The sequence below is a fragment of the Maribacter corallii genome, assembly GCF_047345415.1.
Classification (GTDB): domain Bacteria; phylum Bacteroidota; class Bacteroidia; order Flavobacteriales; family Flavobacteriaceae; genus Maribacter_C.
Window position 1 is genome coordinate 1034067 of record NZ_JBLFEP010000001.1, and the last position, 23369, is coordinate 1057435.

The window sequence follows — 23369 nt, forward strand, 5'->3', positions numbered from 1 at the left end:
TTATTATTCGCCCTTTAAATTCAAGAAAATCAAAATCCAACTACCGAGCTGATGAAGAAAAGACCCGTTGATATTGTTGTCATATCCGATGTACACCTAGGAACATACGGATGTCATGCCAAAGAACTACTAAAGTATCTGAAGTCGATAAAGCCAGAACAGGTAGTCCTCAATGGGGACATTATCGATATCTGGCAATTCAGCAAAAGATATTGGCCAAAGTCACATATGAAAGTAATCAAGTTGATTATGGAATGGATTACGAAAGGCGTAAAAGTGTATTACATTACGGGTAATCATGACGAAATGCTTCGAAAATTCGTTGGTTTTCGTCTAGGATCTTTTAGCATTGAAAATAAAATAGTGCTCGACCTTCATGGAAAAAAGGCTTGGATGTTCCATGGTGATGTATTTGACGTGACCATGCAACACTCGAAATGGATCGCGAAACTCGGCGCCATGGGTTATGACTTTCTAATCCTCTTGAACAGTGGCGTGAATTATCTCAGTAAACAAATGGGCAGGGGCAGGGTTTCCATGTCAAAGAGAATCAAGAACGGGGTAAAATCCGCCATCAAATTCATCGGTGACTTTGAAAAGACAGCTGCCGATATTGCGATAGAAAAGGAATTCGATTTTGTGGTCTGCGGACATATTCATCAACCTCAAATTCGGCAAATAAAAACGCCCAAGGGCACTGTAATGTATCTGAACTCTGGGGACTGGATCGAAAACCTGACTGCATTGGAATACTACAAAGGAGAATGGGAACTATATCAGTTCAACGAAGATGCACGGATGAAGGCCAACGATATAGAGGTATCAGAGGCGGATGAAGCGTTGGAGAAAAACATACTTTTTGAACGTTTGTTGGAGGAGTTCAATTCAATATCGAGCCCTGAACGCCTATAGCAGACCGTAAATCATTTCGAATGAAAGTACTCTATGCAATTCAAGGTACCGGAAACGGGCATTTAAGCAGAGCTCGTGATATTATACCCCTTTTACAAAAGCAAAGGCTTGCGCTTGATATTCTTGTAAGTGGTACTCAGGCCGATATCAAGATTCCCCATCCTGTAAAATACCAAATGAATGGTTGGAGCTTTATCTTCGGCAAAAAAGGAGGCGTAGATGTCTGGAGAACCTACTTGAAAACCAATTCGAGTAGGTTACAAAGAGAGGTTAAAAGCGTTCCGGTAGGCGATTACGACCTGATTATCAATGATTTTGAGCCCGTTTCGGCATGGGCCTGCAAACTGAGACACAAACCCTGTGTAAGTCTGAGCCATCAGGCCGCCGTATTATCGAAAAAAGCACCAAAGCCTAAAAAAAACGACCCCTTAGGAAGGTTGATTCTCAAAAAGTACGCTCCGACTACCAAACAATTCGGGTTGCACTTTAAAGAATACGAACCGTATATCCACACCCCTATCATTCGCCAGGAAATTAGAAATACGACAAGGACCAAAGGCCAGCATTACACGGTTTACCTCCCTTCATATAGCGATGAGAAACTCTTAAACGTCTTATCGGAGATAAAGACCGTCCAATGGGAAGTATTCTCCAAACATGCCCGAACCAATTTCTTCCAAAACAATATTACCGTTAGAAGAATCAACAATGAGGCTTTTGTACAGAGTATGGCTACAAGTCGCGGTATATTATGCGGGGCGGGATTCGAAACCCCTGCCGAAGCGCTTCATATGGGAAAAAAATTGATGGTCATACCGATGAAGAGCCAGTATGAGCAACAATGTAATGCCGCTGCATTGAAAGATATGGGTGTACCCATAATTAAATCGCTGAAAATGAAACATTTGAATAAAATAAAAAGTTGGATTGAGACTGATAGCATCAAAGAGGTATACTATCCCGACATTACGGAAAGCATAATTGATCAATTGCTACAAGAAACAGTCATCGGTACTTCTCATTAGTTCACCACATTTCATGTCCGCACGCGCCCCCTCGAAACAATTCAACCTTACTTCTACCGATTTTGGAACGGGTTTTTCCTGGGGCATATCCACAGCGGCGTATCAAAACGAAGGAGCTCATAATATTGATGGTAAAGGACCTTCGATATGGGATACGTTCACCCAAAAAAAGGGAACCATCTATAAGGCACAAAATGGGCAGACCGCCTGCGATTTCTTTCACCGTTACAAGGCGGATATTTTGCTGTTAAAGGAGATGAACATTCCAAATTTTAGATTTTCATTGGCCTGGTCTCGTTTACTTCCAAAAGGTTATGGGCATATTAGCCCCCAAGGCGTGGATTTTTATAACCGCGTCATTGATTTTTGCTTGGAATGTGGTATTCGCCCGTGGATCACCCTCTATCATTGGGACCTGCCTCAAGCCCTTGAGGATCACGGCGGTTGGATGAACCGGGATATTTTGGGTTGGTTCGAAGACTATGTAAAGCTCTGTGCCTCATTATTTGGGGACCGTGTCACACATTGGATGGTGTTGAACGAACCCATGGTATTTACAGGCGCAGGTTATTTTTTGGGCGTTCACGCTCCTGGCAAAAAAGGATTGAAGAGTTTCCTGCCGGCCGTACATCACGCTACCTTATGTCAAGCGATCGGAGGCAAGGTAGTACGCGGCCTAGTTCCCAATGCTGAAGTGGGAACTACTTTTTCATGTTCCCAAATAAATGCTTTTTCTGAAAAGTCAAAAGATATTCGAGCGGCCCAAAAAGCGGACGTGCTACTGAATCGCCTATTTATAGAACCGGCTTTGGGGTTAGGCTATCCTTCGGAAGACCTTCCTATATTAAAACGCCTTGACTCCTTTAAAAAGGAGGGTGATGACCAGAAGCTGCTTTTTGATTTTGATTTTATCGGCATTCAAAATTATACTAGGGAAGTTGTCAAACACAGTTATACCGTACCCTATCTACATGCTAAAATTGTTCCAGCAACCGATAGACCCGTAAAAACCACGCTGATGGATTGGGAGGTGCACCCCCCGAGTATCTATAACATGATCGCAAAATTCAACGCCTATTCCAATATCCCGAAAATCATTGTCACGGAAAATGGTGCCGCCTTTTCCGATAACATAAGAAATGGGGCGGTGCATGATCCCGAAAGACTAGGATATCTTCAACAATACCTCTATCAAGTTCATAAAGCCCAACAAGACGGTTATAAGGTATCCGGGTACTTTGCCTGGACATTTACAGACAACTTTGAATGGGCCGAAGGGTATTTCCCGAGATTCGGGTTGGTGTATACCGATTTTCCATCCCAAAGGAGAATTATAAAGAGTTCCGGAAAGTGGTATCGCGATTTTTTGGGGAACGTTCCTTGAAACGATTCACTTCGTAAGATGTGCAATTGGTCTTTTTGACGAAAAAACAAAAGCTTAACGTAAATTCATTGTCAAAACAGTCGACATTCCCTATTTTGTTTTACTAATTTTTTTCAATGCGAATCAACTGGATACCGATAAGAACTTCACCATATGCGAATATCGCTGCTCTAATTCAAGAAGAGTACGAGTTCAGGGCTAAGATGACCAAGATTTTACTTGAATATCTAGATGATTCCAATGAATACGATTTAGAATGTATCAGCTTTGATTTCGACACAAGAACCAAATCCTTTAAGGTTTCTTCCAAAACCCCAGAACCGATATACTCAGAGCTTCTTAAAATCGATGCTGGTGACTAATACAGTGCTTTCCGATAACCGATGCGAAATCACATAAAATTGAAGTTTACTTAACCTCAACTACGCGACGAAGTGTCATATTTGCACCTTTACTTGAGTTAAGTTGAGATAAATTAGTCCTAAAGACCGGTATCTATTTGATATCGGTTTTTTCATATGGAATCTTAATGCTTGTCGATATATGGTCTTTTGTAGTACCTCTCACCTGAACTGTCTCCGAGCAATCACTAGACATATAAAGGGATTAAAATTTTGAAAATCGACACGGGCGTCAAAACAAATTGACTGCCCGACAGGCAGGAACAAATCTCGAATATCGAATCAAAAATGAGTACTTTAGGGCTAATAGCCAATATCCGTAACCATGCACCAACTACCCTTTCCTCGATGTTCTATTTTGGTAGGTCTTGCCATCATCATTTGTCTCAGCTCATGCCAGGATTCCAATGGTAATTTTTCCAAAAACGATGTGGAACATGCGCAACAACTCATCGGAGTTTCATTTTCAAAACAAGCCCTCGATACCATCTATCCGTACCTTGAACGCAATAGAACGGGGTATGATTCATTACGAAACCATCCGATTCCTATTGAGGTGATGCCCGCCATTCGATTTGATCCTATTCCCCATGGTTTTAAGATACGACCTCAGGCATTGCCTCCCATCTGGACCGTAGCCGATAGTATTGCACTCCCTAGAAATCGAGACGATCTGGCCTTTTACAGCATTCCTGAATTGGCTTCCTTGATCAAGCATCGTCAACTGTCCGCTGTGGAGCTGACCGAATTCTTTCTACAACGGATCAAAAAGCACGATTCGATCTTGCAGGCTACCATCACCATAACCGAGGAAATGGCCTTGAAGCAGGCGAGAAAAATGGATGAAGAACTTGAAAATGGAACTTACCGTGGTATTTTACATGGCATCCCTTATGGCGTCAAAGACCTCTTGGCCGTGGAGGGCTATAAAACAACTTGGGGAGCGGCCCCCTATAAAGACCAGGAGCTAGCAATTACGGCCACCGTGGTAGAAAAATTGCAAGCTGCCGGAGGTGTCCTCATCGCCAAATTGGTTTCAGGGGCCCTAGCCCGGGGGGACGTATGGTTCGGTGGAAAAACCAAAAACCCTTGGGACATTACTGAGGGGGCCAGCGGTTCATCCGCTGGATCTGGAGCGGCGACCTCGGCGGGCCTGGTACCTTTTGCTATTGGAACCGAAACCCTAGGCTCCATTACTTCTCCGAGCACCAAAACCGGTATCACAGGGCTACGACCTACCTACGGGCAAGTAAGTCGGCATGGGGTGATGCCCCTGAGTTGGTCTATGGACAAGGTAGGGCCAATGGCAAGAAGTGCAGAAGACTGCGCCATTGTCTACAGCATTATCAAGGGGTATGATACAAAAGATCTGACAACCACTGATTATCCTTTTGGCCTTGATCTGGAAAAGGACTTTCGTTCGCTTAGGGTGGGATACCTCAAAGAGGATATCGAAAGTGATACTACAAAACACTGCGACAATCTTCAGCTAGCCATTGCAAAGTTCAAATCAATGGGTGTTGCCTTGAAGGAAGTAGCACTCCCCGAAGATTTACCTTTCAATAGTTTTGATATCATTCTGCGGTCGGAAGCCGGGGCTTTTTTCGATGAACTCGTACGCTCCGGAAGTGTCGATGAGATGGTGGAACAAGATCAAAAATCACGCGCCAATTCATTGCGACAATCACGCTTCATACCCGCGGTAGAATATATTCAGGCAAACCGACAACGCCAACGTATGATGCAAAAAATGAACGCGCTTTTACAAGATTTTGACGTCATCATCTCCCCGACCTTTGGCAACCGTCAATTGGTCATCACTAATTTAACGGGGCATCCGGTCATTTCGATTCCTACGGGGCTCGATTACGAAAAGCATCCTACGAGTATCACTCTGGTCGGTAATCTATACGATGAGGCCAGTATTCTATTGTTGGCCAAGGCCTTTCAAGATCAAACACTATTTGACGAGATGCACCCGGAGGGCTATTGAAGCTCACTTCGGACTATACCATACGTCCGTCCAGTAAATTGATAATGCGCTTACCATATTCGGCGTTCTTTTCTGAATGTGTTACCTGAATAATGGTGACTCCCTCGTTGTTCAATTTTTGAAACAATTTCATAATATCCTCCCCTTGTTTGGAGTTCAGGTTGCCTGTAGGTTCATCGGCCAAAATCAGTTTCGGTTTACCAATCAATGCTCGCGCTACACCAACTAATTGCTGTTGGCCGCCACTCAATTGTGTGGGAAAGAGATCTTTCTTGCCGACAATATTAAAGCGATCCAACATATCGGCCACCAAGGATTTGCGTTCAGAACCCGAGATTTTCTTATACAACAAGGGCATTTCAAGGTTTTCATAAACGGTCAACTCGTCAATCAGGTGATAGGCCTGAAATACAAAACCGATGTATTGCTTGTACAGGTTCGCACGGTGTTTTTCTTTGAGCTTGTGTACGGGTTCGTCCAAGAAATCGTATTCCCCTTCATCAAAGGTGTCCAACATACCCATGACGTTGAGCAAGGTCGATTTACCCGAGCCGGAAGGGCCCATAATAGAGATAAATTCACCTTCTTCGACTTTAAGATTGATATCCTTTAAGAGAAAGATACGTTGCCCCCCTTGTTGAACCCATTTAAAAATATTGTTTAACTCTACTAACATATGATCTATATTAAATTATTCTTCTTTAAGCGCGTGTATCGGATTGGCCCTAGCGGCCTTTATTGATTGAAAGCTGCAGGTAGCCAAAGCTATTAGAAAAGTGACTACCCCACCAAATAAAAACATCCAAATCGAGGGTTGAATGCGATAGGTAAAGGTTTCTAACCATTGGTCCATACCATAATAGACCAGAGGTGTTGCAATCAAAAATGATAAAGCCACTAGGCGAATATACTTTTTTGAAAAGAAAACGATATTCTCCAGCACCGAAGCGCCCAGCACTTTTCGTATTCCGATTTCCTTTCTTTTTTGTGCTACAATGAAGGACATTAACCCGAAAAGACCAAGACAACCCAACAAAATGGACAGTACCGAAAATGTACCAAATCCGGCAAAGGTCAGTCGCTCTACGGCATATTCCTTGGCGATGGCATCATCAAAAAACTGCCTCTTGTATATCGAGTTCGTGTAGGTCGCTTGCCAAGTGTCCTTGATATTTTCAAGGGACTTAGGGTTGGTATTCCTTAATTGAATAAACCCATTTTGCATAAAATACGTCCAATTTAAAATGATGCATGGAGAAATTTCATATTGCAAGGAATTATTGTGAAAATCACGCACCACGCCAACAATCGTAGCTTGGCCTTCATTGATTTGAATCGTTTTACCCAGTGCCTCACTTGGAGTCCATCCATAGGATTTCAATAAGGTCTCATTCACGATAAACTCATCGAAAGCCTCTTTATTCTTGGTAAAATTACGCCCGGCGAGCAGCTCTAAACCGAAAAAATCAAGATAATGAATGTCACCTATTTTCATTTCGGCATCCAAGGCTTCAGTTTCGGCCTGTTCGGGCAATCGGTAATTCGTGCCCAACTGAATTCCATTTACGGCCATAGGCGGCCCTGATCCAAAAGACACTTTTGAAACATCAACTTCGGTTAATAGTTTCTCTCGGAATACTGTTGCTTTTTCTTGATTTGGGTTTTCGGTTATCACTACCGCTTGCCTATTAAAGCCCAGTTCACTAGTGCTAAAATAATCCATTTGAAACGCCAGAATAATGGCTGCAATGACAAATAGCTGAACGAGAACGAATTGAAAGGTCACTAAGGTCTTTCGCAACTCACCGGTCAGATTTTGGGTGTTTTGAGCTTTGTTTTTCAATGCGCGAATCGGTTGGTAGCCTGAAAGCACCATCGCGGGATAAATCGCAGCTACAACGGTCGCTAGCACTATTAAAAGTGCAACAAATAGAAGGTGGATCCCTTTGAATTTCAAGTTGAGATCGATAATGGTGAGGTTGTTGTTCAATACCTCTAACAATCCTTGGGTCAAAGCAATGGACAGGATCGCTGCCAAAAGGATTATAAGGCAGTTTTCCCAAACAAACTGCGCAATCAGTTGCATTCGACTGCTTCCCATCACCTTACGAACACCTACTTCCTTAGATCTTGCATGTGAACGGGCCGTGACCAAATTCACAAAATTTATCAACGCGATAAAGAGAATGAAAAAGGCTACGACCGCGGCCATTTTCAAAATCCCCTTCGGCATGATATAGCCTCCAGGACTAGGACCATAAAGGGTCTCATTATGGATTTCGGTAATCGGTTGCAAGTAATATGAAATACGTTGATTGTCTTGTGGATTTAAATACTTGCTTTTCCAATTGGCGATTTTTGATTCTACACCGGTCTTCTGATCAATAGCATTTAGGGCAAGGTAGGTAGTGCCCTGATAGTTGCCCGACCAGTTTCCTGAAAAATACGGGTTGTTTTTTTTAAAGAATTCATAGGGCACCAATGCGCCATATTGGTGGTCCGAATTCCCTCTAGGGTTTTTGACGACACCTGTCACGGTCAATGGGTCTTTTCCTTGCAATAAGATGGGTTGCCCAATAGCACTTTGATAACTCGATGCATCAAAACCAAAATAACGCTGGGCAAGTCTTTCGGTAAGCACGATGGAATTCATTCCCGTGAGGGCCGTAGTTTCGTTTCCGGCCAACCACTCTACGTCAAAGGTCTGGGAATAGAACGCATCTACGAACATGACATCGGGTTCTTCAAATAGCACTTTCTTATCCAGAGCTAGTTCAATCTGAAACGTTCTGGTAAAGGGGCCCGCAACCTGGGTCACCTTATCGATTTCGGGAAAATCATTCCGTAATGCCTCCGCCAAGGGATAGGCCGTAGTATTCCAATACAAAACCTGATTCGGCAACTGATTATGCTGTACCACTCGAAAAGTGCGATCCGAATTTTCGTGATAGGCATCAAAGGTCGATTCATATTGCACAAAGATCAAAATGACGATGCAGACCGTTATCCCAACGGTAAGTCCCAATAGATTGATGAGCGAACTCGTTTTGTCCTTTATCAAGTTTCTCCAGGCAATTTTGAGATGGTTCTTTAGCATAATCCTTTTTTTACTATTCTTCTTTAAGCGCGTGTATCGGATTTCTATTGGCCGCTCGAAGCGCTTGGCTACCAACGGTGCCTATGGCCACCAAAAGGGCGATCACACCAGCACCTACAAAATAGCCCGCGTGTAACGTGATCTTATACGCGAACTGTGATAGCCAATCCGAAGCCAATAGATACGCTATGGGCAAAGAAATTGCCATTGCAATCACAACCAGTTTGACAAATTCTGCGGATAACATCAGCGCCACCTGTCCGATTCCTTGCCCCAATACTTTACGGATCCCGATTTCCTTTCTTCTTCTTTCGGCAGAAAAGGCCGTCAATCCAAAAAGACCTAGGCAAGATATTAAGATAGCCATACCCGCAAAATATTTGGATAGGGCGGACACTTGTTGTTCAGATTGATACAGCTCTTGGTATTGCTGATCCAAAAAACGAAAATCGAAATCCAGACCGGGATTGAATTCAGCGTATAGTTTAGTAAGGCCGGCAATGGCTTTTCGTTCTTCCCCTGCCCTTATTTTCAAGACCAAATTACTTACCCATTCCGTTCGGCATAATAAGGCCATAGGGGCAACTTCATTGTATAAGGACTGAATATTGAAATCTTTTACTACCCCTATGATCTCTCGATTCGGGCCCCGCATATCGATTACTGTTCCGATGGGGTTTTCTAGGCCCATCAGCTTCACTGCAGTTTCATTCAAAATTATTTTTGATTCATTATCCGGCTTGACATTTATATAAGACAGACCTTCCTTCATTTCTATGCCCATGGTCTCGATAAAGTCAGGCCCTACATGGGCGTGCCTAAAGGTCAATTTCTTGGTCTCCTCCGTTTGGCCGGGCCAAGAATGACCCCAAGACGAGTTGCTGAAATTGGTCATTCCCCCTTGCATGTATGACGCATTGACTATGCCCGGTAATTGACGCGCCTCTTCAAGAAAGACTTCCATATTATTGATCAGCCCATCTTGACGCTCAACCATGATTACATTGTCTTTGGTATAGCCAAGATTTTTTGATTGTATGTAATCCAATTGCATATAAATTACACTTACCGCGACAATCAATAAGAGTGAAATGCTAAACTGAAAGATGACTAGGCCTTTGCGAACCATTAGTTCTCCGACGGAAGTGCTGATTTTCCCCTTTAAGACCTTTACTGCACTGAATTTAGTCAGGTACAAAGCGGGGTAGCTTCCAGATATCAACCCTGTAAGCAGGGTAATCAGAAGTATCGAAATCACCATCGACCCCTCAATGGCAAACACGATATCCTTACCCGTCACGTTATTGAACCAAGGCAATAGCAACAACACTACAAAATAGGCACAGATCAAGGAAAAGAAGGTCAATAGTAAGGACTCTGAAAGAAATTGAAGGATCAATGACGTTCTATTCGCCCCAACCGCTTTCTTTACACCTACTTCTTTCAACCGCCGTGTCGCCCGGGCCGTAGATAGGTTCATAAAGTTGATACAGGCGATGGCAAGAACAAAAATGGCCACAATCGAAAAAAGAATCACATAGGTGATACGCCCCCCCATTTGTTTCCCATTTTCATAGGTGCCCTTGAGGTAATTATCGCTGTACCTGGTAAAAAACACCTGTTCGTCAACATTTTGGTTCTTCTTGGAAATGAAATCGGCCATTTTACTGTTAAACGCCTTGATGTCTACATTAGGCTTTAGTAGCGTGTATATACTACTGCTATTACTATACCAGTTGATGTAATCGGGGTTTCGAAGCTTGAGGAAGGTTTTATAGGGAAGCACAAAATCAAAGCGTTCCGATGAGTTTTTGGGGATTTCGAAAATACCCACAATGGTGAAAACATCATCTATATTTTCCTCTCCTTCTTTAATGGCGATAGTTTTTCCCATCGGATCTGAACCTTGTCCGAAAAAACTGTTGGCCAGTTCCGCTGAAATAACAACGGAATTCACATCTGCTAAAGCAGTGTTCTTATCACCGGAAACCAAGGGGTACGAGAAGACCTTAAAAAAGTCGTCGCTGGCCATCATACCAAAGGCGCTGAGTTTTTTCTCGCTAGTTTCGAGCCTCGCGTTACCATCGAACTCATATACCGCGGTGGCCATCTCAACTTCGGGAACTTCCTGTTGCAAAGCGGTAAGCATTAGGCTTGAATTAGAGGTGAAGGTCGCCAACGAACCTTGTCCGTTGGGTATATTTCTACGTACTTGATACAGTTGCTCATCATTGGCATGGAACTTGTCTTTCTTCAGTTCATCGGAAACCCATAGATAGACCAATAAGACACAGACCAGTCCAGTAGACAAGCCGATCAAGTTGATCAAAAAGCTACTCTTGTGCCTTTTAATACTTCTTAAAAACAATACCAAATTGTGTTTTAACATGTTTCGATTTTTATAAGTGATGGCTCAAAAAGTCATGTTCATTCGTCGCGCAAGGCGTCAACCGGGTTCGCAACTGCGGCCTTGAAACTCTGCCAACTCACCGTGAGCAGTGCAATGCCCAAAGCGGTTATTCCGGCCAAGGCAAAAATCCACCAACTCATAGTTGTTTGATAGGCGAACCCTTCTAACCATTTGCCCATAGCATACCACGAAATCGGTACGGCCATAACAAAGGCCAATAGCACCCATTTGACAAAATCCTTGTTGAGGAGCGCCAATACTTGGGTAATCGTTGCGCCGTTGACCTTACGCACTCCGATTTCCTTTTTACGCTGTACCACGGTGTAGGAGGTGAGCCCGAACAGCCCCATGGAAGCAATCAATATGGCCAATAGGGTAAAAATCTGAAAGGCAGAACCAAAGGCCTTATCCTCATTGTATTGGGCTTCAAAGTTTTGGTCTAAAAAGGTATAGGTGAATGTGCTCTGCGGAAAGAGCTCCTTCCATTTGTTTTCAATTTGCGAAATCGCCAGGCTAAGTCCGGCCGTAGATGCCATCGTTTTATCAAATTTCACCAAAAGATTATCTCCGTTGGATTCATAACGCAACAACATGGGCTGTATATCGGTCTTTAATCCGAAATGATGATAGTCTTGTATCACCCCCGAAATCACCCAATCTTGATTAAAAAAATGGACCGTTTTGTTCACGGCATCCTCCATATTGGAAATGCCCATGAATCGTACGAACTTTTCGTTCATCACTACTTCATTACTGGTACCCTGTGCATTCTCCCGGAATGGTCGCCCGGCCACGAATTTCATATCCATCAATTCAAAATACGTCGGGTCTACCCCATAATTGTAAGTAATACGTTTGTCATCTCTTCTTCCATCGGGAAAGGTAATGCCCGCACTTGAATTCAAAGCGTCATATCCCCCTCCCGGATACGTTCTTGCACCGGCAATGGTCTTCACAAATGGATAGCGCCCCAATTCACTTTTAAATGCCTTTAGGTTGTTTAGAAAAAGGGAATCAGGCATGGTATTCAACACCTGTCCGCTAAGGGCCACCACCTGATCCAGTTCTACCCCAATGGGCTGGTTTTGTAAAAATCGGATCTGTTTGGTGACGATAAAAGTACCCGCCAATAAAATGATTGTCGCCAAAAATTGACCTACGATGAGCCCTTTACGAATAGCAATTCCACTTTTGGAGGTTCGTACCTTGCCCTTTAAGGCCGTTGCAGGTGCATATTTGCTCAGTACTAGAGCAGGGTAAATTCCAGAAACCAAGGCACCTAACAATACAAAACCGATCATAGGAAATAGGGTATCTATATTCGAAAATTGGAGGGTTAATTCCTTGTCGATATAAGTCGAGAACAGCGGCAGTAGTAGCACTACAATCACCAACCCGATACTTATTGCGATCACATTGAGTAGAATAGATTCTAAAATGGATTGCACAATGAGCTGAGGCCGCTGCGCCCCGGCTACTTTGCGTATTCCGGTCTCCTTCGCCCGTTCAAGGGATTTTGCCGTAGATAGGTTCACATAATTCAACCACGAAAGCACGATAATAATCAACGCGATGGCCGACAAAAAACCCACTCGCTTTGCACTTCCGTTAGTCTCGGCTTCATAGGGCTTATCGGATGTCAGATGGATGTCTTCCAGCGGTTCCATATTATGCCGTTCAAAAGGAAGAGCTTCTACTTTGAAGTCCATGATTTTTTGTTTCAAAAGAGCTACATCGGTCCTTGGGTCGAGCTTTACATAAGTGAAATACATGTTTTGATTCCATGTGAACTCCCAATCCCCCTCAAAAGAGGGCCAAGTGTAAAAGCTTTTGAACGACACTAGAAAGTCGTTTTTAATATGTGAATTACGGCTATTCTCATTGAGAATGCCCGTCACCGTAAAAAGCGGACTTTCAGAGTCGAGTATTTTTACGGTTTTCCCGATGGGTTCTTCGGTACCGAACAATTTTTTGGCGAGAACAGGGGTCAAAATCACGGAATAGGGCTCATTTAACGCTTTGCTGATATCACCTTTTTGGAGGGTTCGATCGAAAATCTCAAAATAGGAGGGGTCGGCCAACGACCCTTTGTTGTTGTCGAAAACCGTTTCTCCAATCATAAGCGCCACCCCGTTCATCTGCCGAAGTCGCACAAAATCAAGAATCTCAGGGAATTCCTCTTTTAAGGTGGGACCTGTTACAATGTAGGCGTTCGCATCTCCCGGCACATATTCTCCACCCTCGAGATAATCCATGTAGACCCGTTGCACATGTTCCGAGCCTTCGAATGTATCATAGCTCTGTTCGTGATTCACATATAAGATGATTAGCACAAAAGAGGCAACACCAATGGCCAGGCCAAAGATGTTGATAAAAGAGTATAGCTTGTTTTTGAACAGGTATCGCGCGGCTATTTTCAAATAGAGTTTATACATTTTTCGTTTTTTAAATCACACTTCTTTTAAGACTTCGACCGGGTTTACCCGTGCCGCTCTAAAGCTTTGCCAGCTTACAGTAAGTAGGGAAATACTTATGGCCATTCCTCCGGAAAAAGCAAAGACCCACCAGTTGATTTCGATTTTATGGGCAAACCCTAGCAACCATTGCTGCATGGCGTACCATGATACGGGAACGGCAATCACGAAGGCCAGTAAAACCCATTTTAAAAAGTCGGCATTCAGCATGGTCAATATTTCATGAACTGTGGCACCATTCACTTTTCGTATGCCTATTTCCCGTGTTCTACGAGCCATGGTATATGACGCCAAGGCAAACAAACCCATACATGAGAGGATAACCGCCAGTATGGAGAACCAGGTAATCAAGGTATTGACACGTTTATATTCCTCATAATAGTCGTTCAATTTCCCATCGGCAAGAAAATGGGTCAACGCGATATCAGGCAGTAAGGCTTCCCACTTTTCTCGGATCAAATCGACTACCTGTAAGGTGGTCCCTTTTTTGGCGCGCACTGTGAGGTAATCCCATTCCATCAGGTTTTCCTGTTCCGTAAAAAAATGAGCTAGGGGTTCGGTAGTTCGTTGCACTCCTTGGTAGCTAAAATCGTCAATCATACCGACCACACGGTATTGGGTTCCGCCTTCCCTACCTTCGACCAGTATTTGGCCGTTGGCCCCGGTAAATCCCAGTTGTTCCATGGCCGTTTTATTTAAAACGGCCGCTCCCTGTAGTGCGGTAGCATCTCGATCAAATCCATGACCGCTCAACACATCGATTCCCAAGGTCTTAAAATAATTCTGGCCTACATATGACTTTCTAAGGCTAATGTTCGGCAAAGCACTTTCCCCTTGGGGGTAAAAAGTATTGTAATTTTCATCATAATCGCCAGGAATACTGCCCGTGAAATTTACCGAGGCCACGTACGGACTCGCATCCAATTCCTGATAGATAACGCTCAATTTACCCGAAGCGGCCTCTAAATCTTGGTGTTGCCAAAAATCCGTCTGTATGACAATGGTATTCTCATTATCGAACTTCGGGTTCTTATCTAACATGAAATCAATCTGTTCGCGTATGATAACGGTACCCGAAATCAAGGCGATGGCAATGACAAACTGTACTACAATCGACGCCTTCTTTGAAAAGCTACCCTTATTGCTTGACATTATTTTTCCTTGGAGGTTTTCGACCAGTTTGCTGCGTGACCAGAGTAAGGAGGGCACTATCCCTGAAAAAACACCGATAATACTCCAAATGCCTAAAAGCAAGACAATGAGAAAAGACAGGCTGAACGATTCTAGGCTCAAATTGGTCTCAAAAAGCGCATTGAACGCCGGCAGTAAAAAAGCATGGAGCAGTACGACGCCGAAAAGAAGAGCGATACCCCCCATGACAAACGACTCGACCATTATCTGTTGGGTCACATGTCTTTTTGAAGCCCCAAAAACCTTTTTTACTCCCATTTCACGTGTTCTGGACAAGGCGTTTACGACGGTCAGGTTGATAAAATTAACCAAGGCAATACTCAGAATACCCAAGGCGATAAGGGCCAAAATAATAATCAGGGTTTGGTTGGATTCTTCTGCAGCATGATATGCTGAAAAAGGAAGTAGTCCGATTTTAGTTTTGTTCTCCCCTTCGGGAAGGAATTTAGTCTTGACGATATTTGCAAGTTTAGCTTCAATATCCTTCGGAGCCACATTCTCTTGCAGTACTACATAGGTTTCAGAGAAGGTATTGTACCAATCATGTACTTCCTTGATCCAGGGAGAGATGCTCTCACCGGTTTCATAAGACGTTACGATGTCAAACTTTACCGATGAGTTTTCGGGAATATCAACCACTCCAGCAACCGTCAAAAAAACACTTTCAAAGCCAACTTGGAATTGTTTTCCTACAGCTGAATCTGTGCCAAAGTACTTTTCCGCAAAAGGTCTACTGAGTACGGCATTGTATTTTTTGTCAAGTACACTTTTGGCATTCCCCTCAGTAAACGGAAAGCTAAATACACTAAAGAAACCTTGATCTACATAATACACATTCTCTAAAAAGGCCTTGTCTTCATGGCTCAATCGGTAACCGTCCCAGTCGAAAATTCGAGTGCCATTGATAATTTCCGGGATTTCCTTTTGCATTTCAGGGAACAAGGCTCCTTTTGTTGCCGTACTGGTACCAGCCTCATATACTTCCTGAATCCGATAAATGTTGGAGAGGTTTCTATTGAAGTGATTATAGGTCAGGTCATTGTATACATACACGGCCAACACTAAGAACGAAGCGATGCCTACCCCAAGTCCGACCGTATTGATCAAAAAGGTTCCTTTATTCCGACTGATATTCCTAAAAAACAGTTTTAAATTGTTCTTCAACATGGTCGTGTACTTTTGTTATTCGGTTCTCAAACTTTTTATTGGGTTAGCCGCGGCCGCCCGTATCGCTTGATAGGATATGGTCAACAAAGCGATTCCCAAGGCCAAAACCCCAGCTAGGGCGAACGTCGACCATGAAATATCAACTCGATAGGCGAAACTCTCCAACCATCCGCTCATAAAATACCAAGCTGAAGGGATGGCGATGGCAAGGGCCACCAATATCAGTTTTAAAAAGTCTATAGAGAGTAGTGTTGTGATACTTAGTATCGAGGCGCCCAATACCTTTCTTATGCCTATTTCCCTAATTCTATTTTCGGCCATATAGCTCGCAAGTCCGAAGAGGCCCAAACAGGAAATAAAAATCGTCAGCAGGGTGAACATACTGACCAGCTCTCCCGTTCTTTTTTCATCATTGAACTTTTTAGCATAGGCCTGATCCACGAATTCATAATTGAAGGGGTATTCAGGGTTGTATTTACGAAAGATAGCTTCTGCTTGGGCAATACTTTCGGCCGTCTTTAGTTCTTTATTGAATTTGATGTGAACGACATTGAAAAATGCCTTCGCCCCTTCGATGACCATGGGCTCTACCTTTTGAAAAGGGGAGTTCATAACGAAATCCTTCACCACCCCTATAACATGCCAATCGATACCGTTATCTCTGATAATTTGACCGATAGGGTCTTCGAATTTCATCAATGCCAAAGCAGATTCATTGATTATCGCGGCCGTCGAATCGGTTGGAAATCGCTTTAGGTCAAAATCGCGCCCGACCACCATTTCAACACCCATCGTTTTCGCAATGGCATCATCTGCAGGAAATCTATGGACCAAGGTTTTATTGTCCTCGTCTTTCCCTTTCCACTGAAAGCCCCAAGAATTGCTCCAAGTTTGCGTAATCGGAGAACCGGTCTTTGTAACGGATACGGCCGTACCTGACGCCAGCAATTCTTCCTTGATAAGCATATAGTTTTTCTCGGTATCACCTTCCATCATGGTATACACCAGATTGTTCTTGGTATAGCCCGATTGCCGGTCTTCTACCTTTCGAAGTTGCTGCCCTACTATCATTGTCGCCGAAATCAGAATGATCGCCACTGTGAATTGAAACACCACCAAAACCTTTCTAGGTGTTATGGGGGAATCCATTTTTTTGAACGTTCCTTTCAATACCCTCGACGCTTCAAAACCGGAAAGGTATATGGCCGGATAGCTTCCTGCCAAAACCCCTGTAAACAAGACAACCCCCAAAGCAGCCAACCAAAACCATACATTGGTCAAATCCAATGACAACGGTTTTTCTATGAATGTACTGAAGGATGACAGCGATACGAGTACGATAATCAAGGCGATAGCAGCTGCGAGGAAAGAAATCAGAATAGATTCTCCTAAAAATTGGGTGATCAGCGCTCCTTTTTTAGCTCCCACGGTTTTGCGTATGCCTACCTCTTTTGCCCGTTTCTCGCTTCGTGCCGTACTCAAATTCATAAAATTAATACAGGCGATGATCAAGATGATCCCGGCAATAATTCCGAACATTCTAATCAAATCGATTCTACCCCCAACCTCTTTTCCATTTTCAAATTCTGAATACAACCAAGTTCTTGACCACGGATATAGATAGGTTACCATATCAGGAGATAGCTTGTCATATCTTTTTCGTAAGGTTTCTATTTTTCCGGAGAAAGCTTCGTAGTCCGTGCCTTCTTTGAGCATGACATAGGTCGCCACTGAGTTATTTCCCCAATTTTTGTCATCACTTCCTTTTTGAACCAGGTATTTCCAAGGAATCAGGAATTCAAAGTCGAAATCTGAATTTTCAGGTAAATCCGCTAAAATTCCGGTGACCATAAAACTATCGGCATTGTCTACTTTCACCATCTTGCCCACAGCGGGTTCATTCCCGAACATTTTTTCTGCGAAGGTTTCGGTAATGACCACCGAATTGACCCCATCAAGAACCGTTTCTACGGTACCTTCAAGTAAAGGAAAGCTAAAAATTTTCAAGAAATCGGGGTCGACAATGGTGCCCGTTGATTTAATTCGCTTGTCTCCTTTAGCAAACAATAAAGGGGTATCATAGTAAAACCTAGAGACCGCCTCTACTTCGGGATAGTCTTTCTTAATAACAGAGGCCATCACTTTTGGGGTGGAATTCCAGGTCCATAGTTCGCCGTCTACCGGGGCCTTGTTATAGACTTGATAAATGCGGTCTTTGTTCTCATGAAATTGGTCGATGCCCACTTCGAAACTGATCCAAATCAGAATCAATGCCGTTACCGCTAACCCGATCGAAAGACCAACGATATTCAAGAGCGAAAAACTCTTGTTTCGAATTAAGTTTCTCCAGGCGATTTTCAAATAGTTCTTGATCATAGTCTTCTCTTCTTTGATTATTCAGTACGTAAACTTTTTATTGGGTTTTGCAATGCAGCCTTGATGGTTCTGCTACCTACTGTAAACAGTGCGATAATCATGGCCATGATACCGGCAAAAAGGAAGAACCAAGCATTGAGGTCTATTTTATACGCATAATCTTCAAGCCATTTTTTCAAAAGCCACCAAGCTATTGGAGAGGCGATCAAAAAGGCCAGCAAAACCAATTTCAGAAAATCTTTGGTCAATAGCACGGTTATGGAGGAGACACTGGCCCCTAATACTTTTCGCACCACGATTTCCTTGGTTCGCTGTGCCACGATTAAAAGTGACATGGCAAATAAGCCGATACAACTCAACGCAATTGCGATAATGGAACCACTAGTGACCAATGTGGCCATGGATTTTTCCCGATTAAACGTACGATCGACATTTTCATCCAAAAAAGAACCCAAGAATTCAGCATTTGGTTCTATTTCCTTGTAAGCGGCCTCAATCGCCGCTACCGAACGCGCCATATTCATTGGGGCGACTTTTACATAGGCATAATACAGCTCTTGTTGCCTTTCCAAGATAAATGTCAAGGGTTCTATAGCTTTTGACATATTCTGGAAATTATAATCCTTTACTACGCCGATTACGGAATAATTTAAACTATCGCTCACGGGAATAAGGGCGGTCAGCGGATTGTCTTCCCCAAGTTCTTCAGCCATGCTTTCGTTAATCATAACAGCTTGGGTATCTCCCTCCCTAGCGCTATCAAAACTCCTGCCCTGCACCAATTGCAAGCCCAAAGTTTCGACATAGTCGTAGTCTATAATTAGCGTATTGGTCTTGACCACACGACCTTTATAGCCAAACCCCCATTGACTGCTAAATTGACTCCCATCTTTACCGATCCCCAAGTTATTGTCAGCCCCTGATACTCCTAAAATATCAGGGTTGCCTTGAAGTTTGTCTCTCAACAGGCGCACTACATCATAACTGTTCTTTTTTCCATCCAAGGGAAAGGAGAGCACCTGTTCCTTATCATACCCTAAATCTTTATTCCTCATGTAATCCACCTGACTCCATAAGACCAGCGTACCGCTAATCAATAAAATTGCAATTCCGAACTGTAGGACCATTAAAGCGTTGCGCACCGTGTTGCTACCGGTATTCTCTAATTTCCCTTTTAAAGATTGAATGGTACCCAATCTACTCAAAAGCAATGCGGGATACCCCCCGACGATCAATGTGATTACAAATATCAAAACCGTTGCTCCGGCCAGAATAGTCGGTGAATACATCCTTTCCAAGGTAGCTTTCGTGTTGAAGACAGTTTGAAATTCTTGAAGCAACACTACACTAAGAAGAATCCCCACACCTAAAGAAACCACAAATACGAAAAGGCTTTCGCTCCAAAACTGAAAAAACAACTGCCGCTTTACGGCACCAAGCGTCTTTCTCATCCCAATTTCCCGTAGCCGTTGCGAACTTTTGGCAATACTCATGTTTATAAAGTTCACACAAGCAATAAATAGAATTAGAAATGCAATCCCCAGAACAAGGTAAGCACTACTTCGACTGACTTCGGCATACCCATTTTTGAAACTAGCAAAGGAAATATCGTCTATTGGAAGTAGTCCGAGTTGAACAAATTTTCCATTGGAATTCGGTACCGCCCCTCCCTGTTCGAGGTTTTCAATTGCACCTTGATAATGGAGCTCGGTAAACGAAGTGCTGTTTTTTTCAAATTCCGCTGGCGCAACCCCGTTTTCCAGTTGTACAAATACTTCGTGGTATTGGTTGCTCCAAGTTTCCAAAGTCTCGGCGTACTGGGCGTTTTTCTCAAATCGAAGGACGATTTCAAAGTCTAGGGAACTCTCGTCTGGATTATCCTTTGAAACCGCTCGAACTACAAAAGGCTCTAGTTGTCCTTTGATGAGGATGTTTATGGTTTGACCAATAGGGTTCTGATTTCCGAACAATTTGCTCGCCGTTGTCTCCGTAACTACTGCAGCAGAGAGGTCTTGTAATGGGCTCTCTTTGTCTCCCTCGACAATAGGAAAGCTGAACATCGCAAAGAAATCGACATCGGCCCATACCGCATCCAAATTAATCTCTTTTTCATAATACTGGGTCAAGACATCCTCTTCAAGAAATCGTGTTATCTTATCGACACCGGCCACCTCCGATTGCAGGGCTTGGGCGAAAGGGGTGGGTTGGCTGGTACCTACTTCTTTTCCCTTGGGGGTCTGCCATTCTAGATAGGTTTTGTAGAGCCGATCGCCATTGGCGTGAAATCTATCATACGAAAGTTCGTGTAGCGAATCCATGGTCAATAGAATAGCAACTCCGAAGGCGACCGAGAGACCGACCACATTCAGAAGCGCGAAGGTCTTATCTTTCATGAGGTTTCGCCATGCAATTTTTAAATAGTTTTTCAGCATTGTGTTCTTTATTATTTAGAACCTCATAGGTCTTGCCGACCAGTGAGGTATGTGTTTTAATCTGTGCGCAGGCTTTTTACCGGATTGACGATGGCTGCCTTTATACTCTGATAACTCACCGTTAGTATGGCAATACCAATGGCCAATAACGCTGCCAAGGCAAATACCCACCAAGGGATATCGATCCGATAGGAAAAATCTTCAAGCCATTTGTTCATGACAAACCAACCCACAGGGAGTGAAATGAGTATGGCAATGCCGACCATTTTCAAGAAATCAGTGGTCAATCGATACGAGATTTGTGCAACACTGGCACCCAAAACTTTTCGAACACCGATTTCTTTGGTTCTTTTTTGTGCATTAAATGCAGCGAGACCAAAAAGACCAAGACAGGCTATTAAAATCGACAGTATGGTAAAGACAATAAAAATCCGTCCTAGTTTTTGCTCCGCCTCATAGGTGCTATTGAATGACTCGTCCATAAAGCGATAGCTGAAAGGTTGCCCTGGCGCCATTTTATTCCAGATGGATTCGATGCTGGACACCGCACCCGAGATATCACTAGTATTCAACTTCACCGCCATTGTGCCTGTTGAATTATCCAAGAAAAGACCCAATGCGGAAACATTTTCCCGCAGGGACTCAAAATGAAAATCTTTGACCACACCGATTATTGTATAGTAGCCCTTTTCATCAAGTTCAACATCTTGAGTAAGTCGCATACCTAAGGCCTTCTCGGGGCCAACCCCTAAAATAGGCAAGGTCGCTTCGTTGATAATAATAGCTGTGGAATCGGTCACGAATCGAGGGTCAAAATTACGCCCTGCAATAAGCTTCATATCCAAGGTAGGGATGTAGTCATGGTCAACATTCCAATTCTGCATCTGTATCGCGTTTTCTTGATCGAACAAACCTTCTCTAAAAAACGAAGTATTGTTACGGAAAGAGGGAGTAGGTAAAAAACCGCTTAATGTTGCGCTTTCAACATGACCCAATTGGGCCACTTCATTTTTAAAGGCCTTTACCTGACTACCAATGGCATAAGCATCATCTATAAGTACGATCTGGTTTTTCGTAAAACCAAGATCCTTGCCTTGTATATATTTTAATTGTTGGAAAACTACCAAGGTGCTGACAATCAAAAAAACCGAAATCGCAAATTGAAAGACCACCAGGGAATTTCGAATCTTTCCTCCACCTACATTTCCTTGCCCACTTCCTTTTAAGACCGAAACGGGCATAAAACGGGACATGAAAAAAGCGGGATAACTCCCAGAGAAAAAACCGAGCACGAAAGTTGCGGCTATTAGAATCAACCAGAAGATCGGGTTTGCATATGGAACCGCAATCGATTTTCCGGAAATGTCATTAAAGAACGGTAAGGCTATGATGGCAACAACCAATGCCAGAAGCAATGAAATAAAGGCAATCAAACCAGATTCTGTCAAAAACTGCCACACCAAATCTCGCTTGTTCGAACCCAAGGTCTTACGAACCCCTACTTCCTTAGCTCTTTTAAGGGAATGGGCCGTAGAAAGGTTCATAAAATTCACACTGGCAAGAACGATTAAAAAAATAGCGATGAATGATAGAATATAGACATTCTGAATACTGCTGTTCGCACTCAGTTCAGCTTGCCGATTGATCGAATGCAAATGAACATCCGTCAATGGCATCGTCTGATATCGCATGTAGTTACCAGAAGCTTCAAACGCCTCTTTGGTCATCCCCGGCATAGATTGTTGAACCCAAGGAATCATATACTTTTCAAGTATACTTTGTAAGGGGGCCTTAAAATCGGCACTGTTTACGCTAGGGATCAACTTTACAAACGTAAAATAGTTCATACTGCCCCAATGGTCTTCCCGAGAACCGGCGTTACCGGCCATAGCCATAAATACACTGTGTTCTCGAAGCAACGAGTTTTTGGGCAGGTCTTCAATGATTCCGGTTACTGTATACGTATCCGTATTATTCAAGAGCATATTTTTACCCAGGGCATTCTGAATTCCAAAATGTTTTTCGGCCGCCGTTTTCGTAAGCACCAAAGTGTTCGGTTCAGTCAATGCGGTCTTTGGGTCACCTGCCAACAACTTCAATCCGAAAAAATCAAAGAGGGTAGAATCGGCGAAAGCAACGGCAATTTCCTTCGTATTGGTCTCCGTATCACTCCTTCGAATGAGTGCGCTGCCGGTATGGCGAAGTCTTACGGTTGACTCCACCTGTGAAAAGTCACGTTGCAGGGTCGCTGCCATTGGGGCGGCCGATTCGGTCGCTTTGATTTCGGCTCCTCCGAACTTAATATCCGCATCGATGCGATAAATGCGATCTGCATCAGCGAACATTTTGTCAAAGCTCAGTTCGTCGTAGATATAAAGGGAAATGAGAAGTGCTCCAGCCATACCCACAGCAAGGCCGAAAGTATTGAGGAATGCAAAAAAGGGTTGCTTTTTTAAGCTTCTCCAGGCAATTTTTATGTAGTTCTTGAACATGTTCTTCGTATTTTG

General features: G+C 43.4%; 13 protein-coding genes. 5 read left to right on the plus strand and 8 right to left on the minus strand.

Annotated elements, in window-relative coordinates; all coding sequences use genetic code 11:
* Positions 1-51 precede the first annotated feature (51 nt).
* The 5 genes from ACKWCA_RS04760 (at position 52) to ACKWCA_RS04780 (ending at position 5715) form a co-directional block, all read left to right on the plus strand.
* Positions 52-912, plus strand: a complete 861-nt coding sequence (locus tag ACKWCA_RS04760) for a UDP-2,3-diacylglucosamine diphosphatase (RefSeq protein WP_413976993.1) — start codon at positions 52-54, stop codon at positions 910-912.
* 20 nt (positions 913-932) lie between these two features.
* Positions 933-1937 (plus strand): glycosyltransferase family protein, encoded by a 1005-nt coding sequence (locus tag ACKWCA_RS04765; protein ID WP_413976994.1) that lies wholly within the window; start codon positions 933-935, stop codon positions 1935-1937.
* Positions 1938-1950: 13 nt separating this feature from the next.
* A complete protein-coding gene (locus ACKWCA_RS04770; protein WP_413976995.1) occupies positions 1951-3321 on the plus strand; it encodes a GH1 family beta-glucosidase in 1371 nt (456 codons plus the stop codon).
* A gap of 116 nt (positions 3322-3437) precedes the next feature.
* Entirely contained in the window at positions 3438-3683 is a 246-nt protein-coding gene (locus tag ACKWCA_RS04775; protein WP_413976996.1) for a hypothetical protein, read from the plus strand.
* Positions 3684-4047: 364 nt separating this feature from the next.
* Complete coding sequence (locus ACKWCA_RS04780; protein WP_413976997.1) at positions 4048-5715, plus strand: amidase; 1668 nt, start codon at positions 4048-4050, stop codon at positions 5713-5715.
* A gap of 13 nt (positions 5716-5728) precedes the next feature.
* On the opposite strand, the gene ACKWCA_RS04785 is transcribed toward ACKWCA_RS04780, so the two are convergent.
* The 8 genes from ACKWCA_RS04785 to ACKWCA_RS04820 are packed head-to-tail and all read right to left on the minus strand — an operon-like array spanning position 5729 to position 23354.
* On the minus strand, positions 5729-6391 hold the full coding sequence (locus ACKWCA_RS04785; RefSeq protein WP_413976998.1) for an ABC transporter ATP-binding protein: 663 nt from the start codon (positions 6389-6391) through the stop codon (positions 5729-5731).
* A gap of 15 nt (positions 6392-6406) precedes the next feature.
* Positions 6407-8812, minus strand: a complete 2406-nt coding sequence (locus tag ACKWCA_RS04790) for an ABC transporter permease (RefSeq protein WP_413976999.1) — start codon at positions 8810-8812, stop codon at positions 6407-6409.
* A gap of 13 nt (positions 8813-8825) precedes the next feature.
* Positions 8826-11201, minus strand: coding sequence for an ABC transporter permease (locus ACKWCA_RS04795; protein WP_413977000.1), 2376 nt, complete (start codon positions 11199-11201; stop codon positions 8826-8828).
* A gap of 38 nt (positions 11202-11239) precedes the next feature.
* On the minus strand, positions 11240-13657 hold the full coding sequence (locus ACKWCA_RS04800) for an ABC transporter permease (RefSeq protein WP_413977001.1): 2418 nt from the start codon (positions 13655-13657) through the stop codon (positions 11240-11242).
* Between the two features lie 15 nt (positions 13658-13672).
* The gene (locus ACKWCA_RS04805) at positions 13673-16054 is read right to left on the minus strand and encodes an ABC transporter permease (protein ID WP_413977002.1); all 2382 of its coding nucleotides are present in this window, start codon (positions 16052-16054) and stop codon (positions 13673-13675) included.
* Positions 16055-16069: 15 nt separating this feature from the next.
* Positions 16070-18430 carry an ABC transporter permease gene (locus ACKWCA_RS04810; RefSeq protein WP_413977003.1) on the minus strand — a complete coding sequence of 787 codons (2361 nt, stop codon included), beginning with the start codon at positions 18428-18430 and terminating at the stop codon, positions 16070-16072.
* Between the two features lie 17 nt (positions 18431-18447).
* Complete coding sequence (locus ACKWCA_RS04815; RefSeq protein WP_413977004.1) at positions 18448-20862, minus strand: ABC transporter permease; 2415 nt, start codon at positions 20860-20862, stop codon at positions 18448-18450.
* Between the two features lie 56 nt (positions 20863-20918).
* A complete protein-coding gene (locus ACKWCA_RS04820) occupies positions 20919-23354 on the minus strand; it encodes an FtsX-like permease family protein (RefSeq protein WP_413977005.1) in 2436 nt (811 codons plus the stop codon).
* Between the last annotated feature and the right edge of the window lie 15 nt (positions 23355-23369).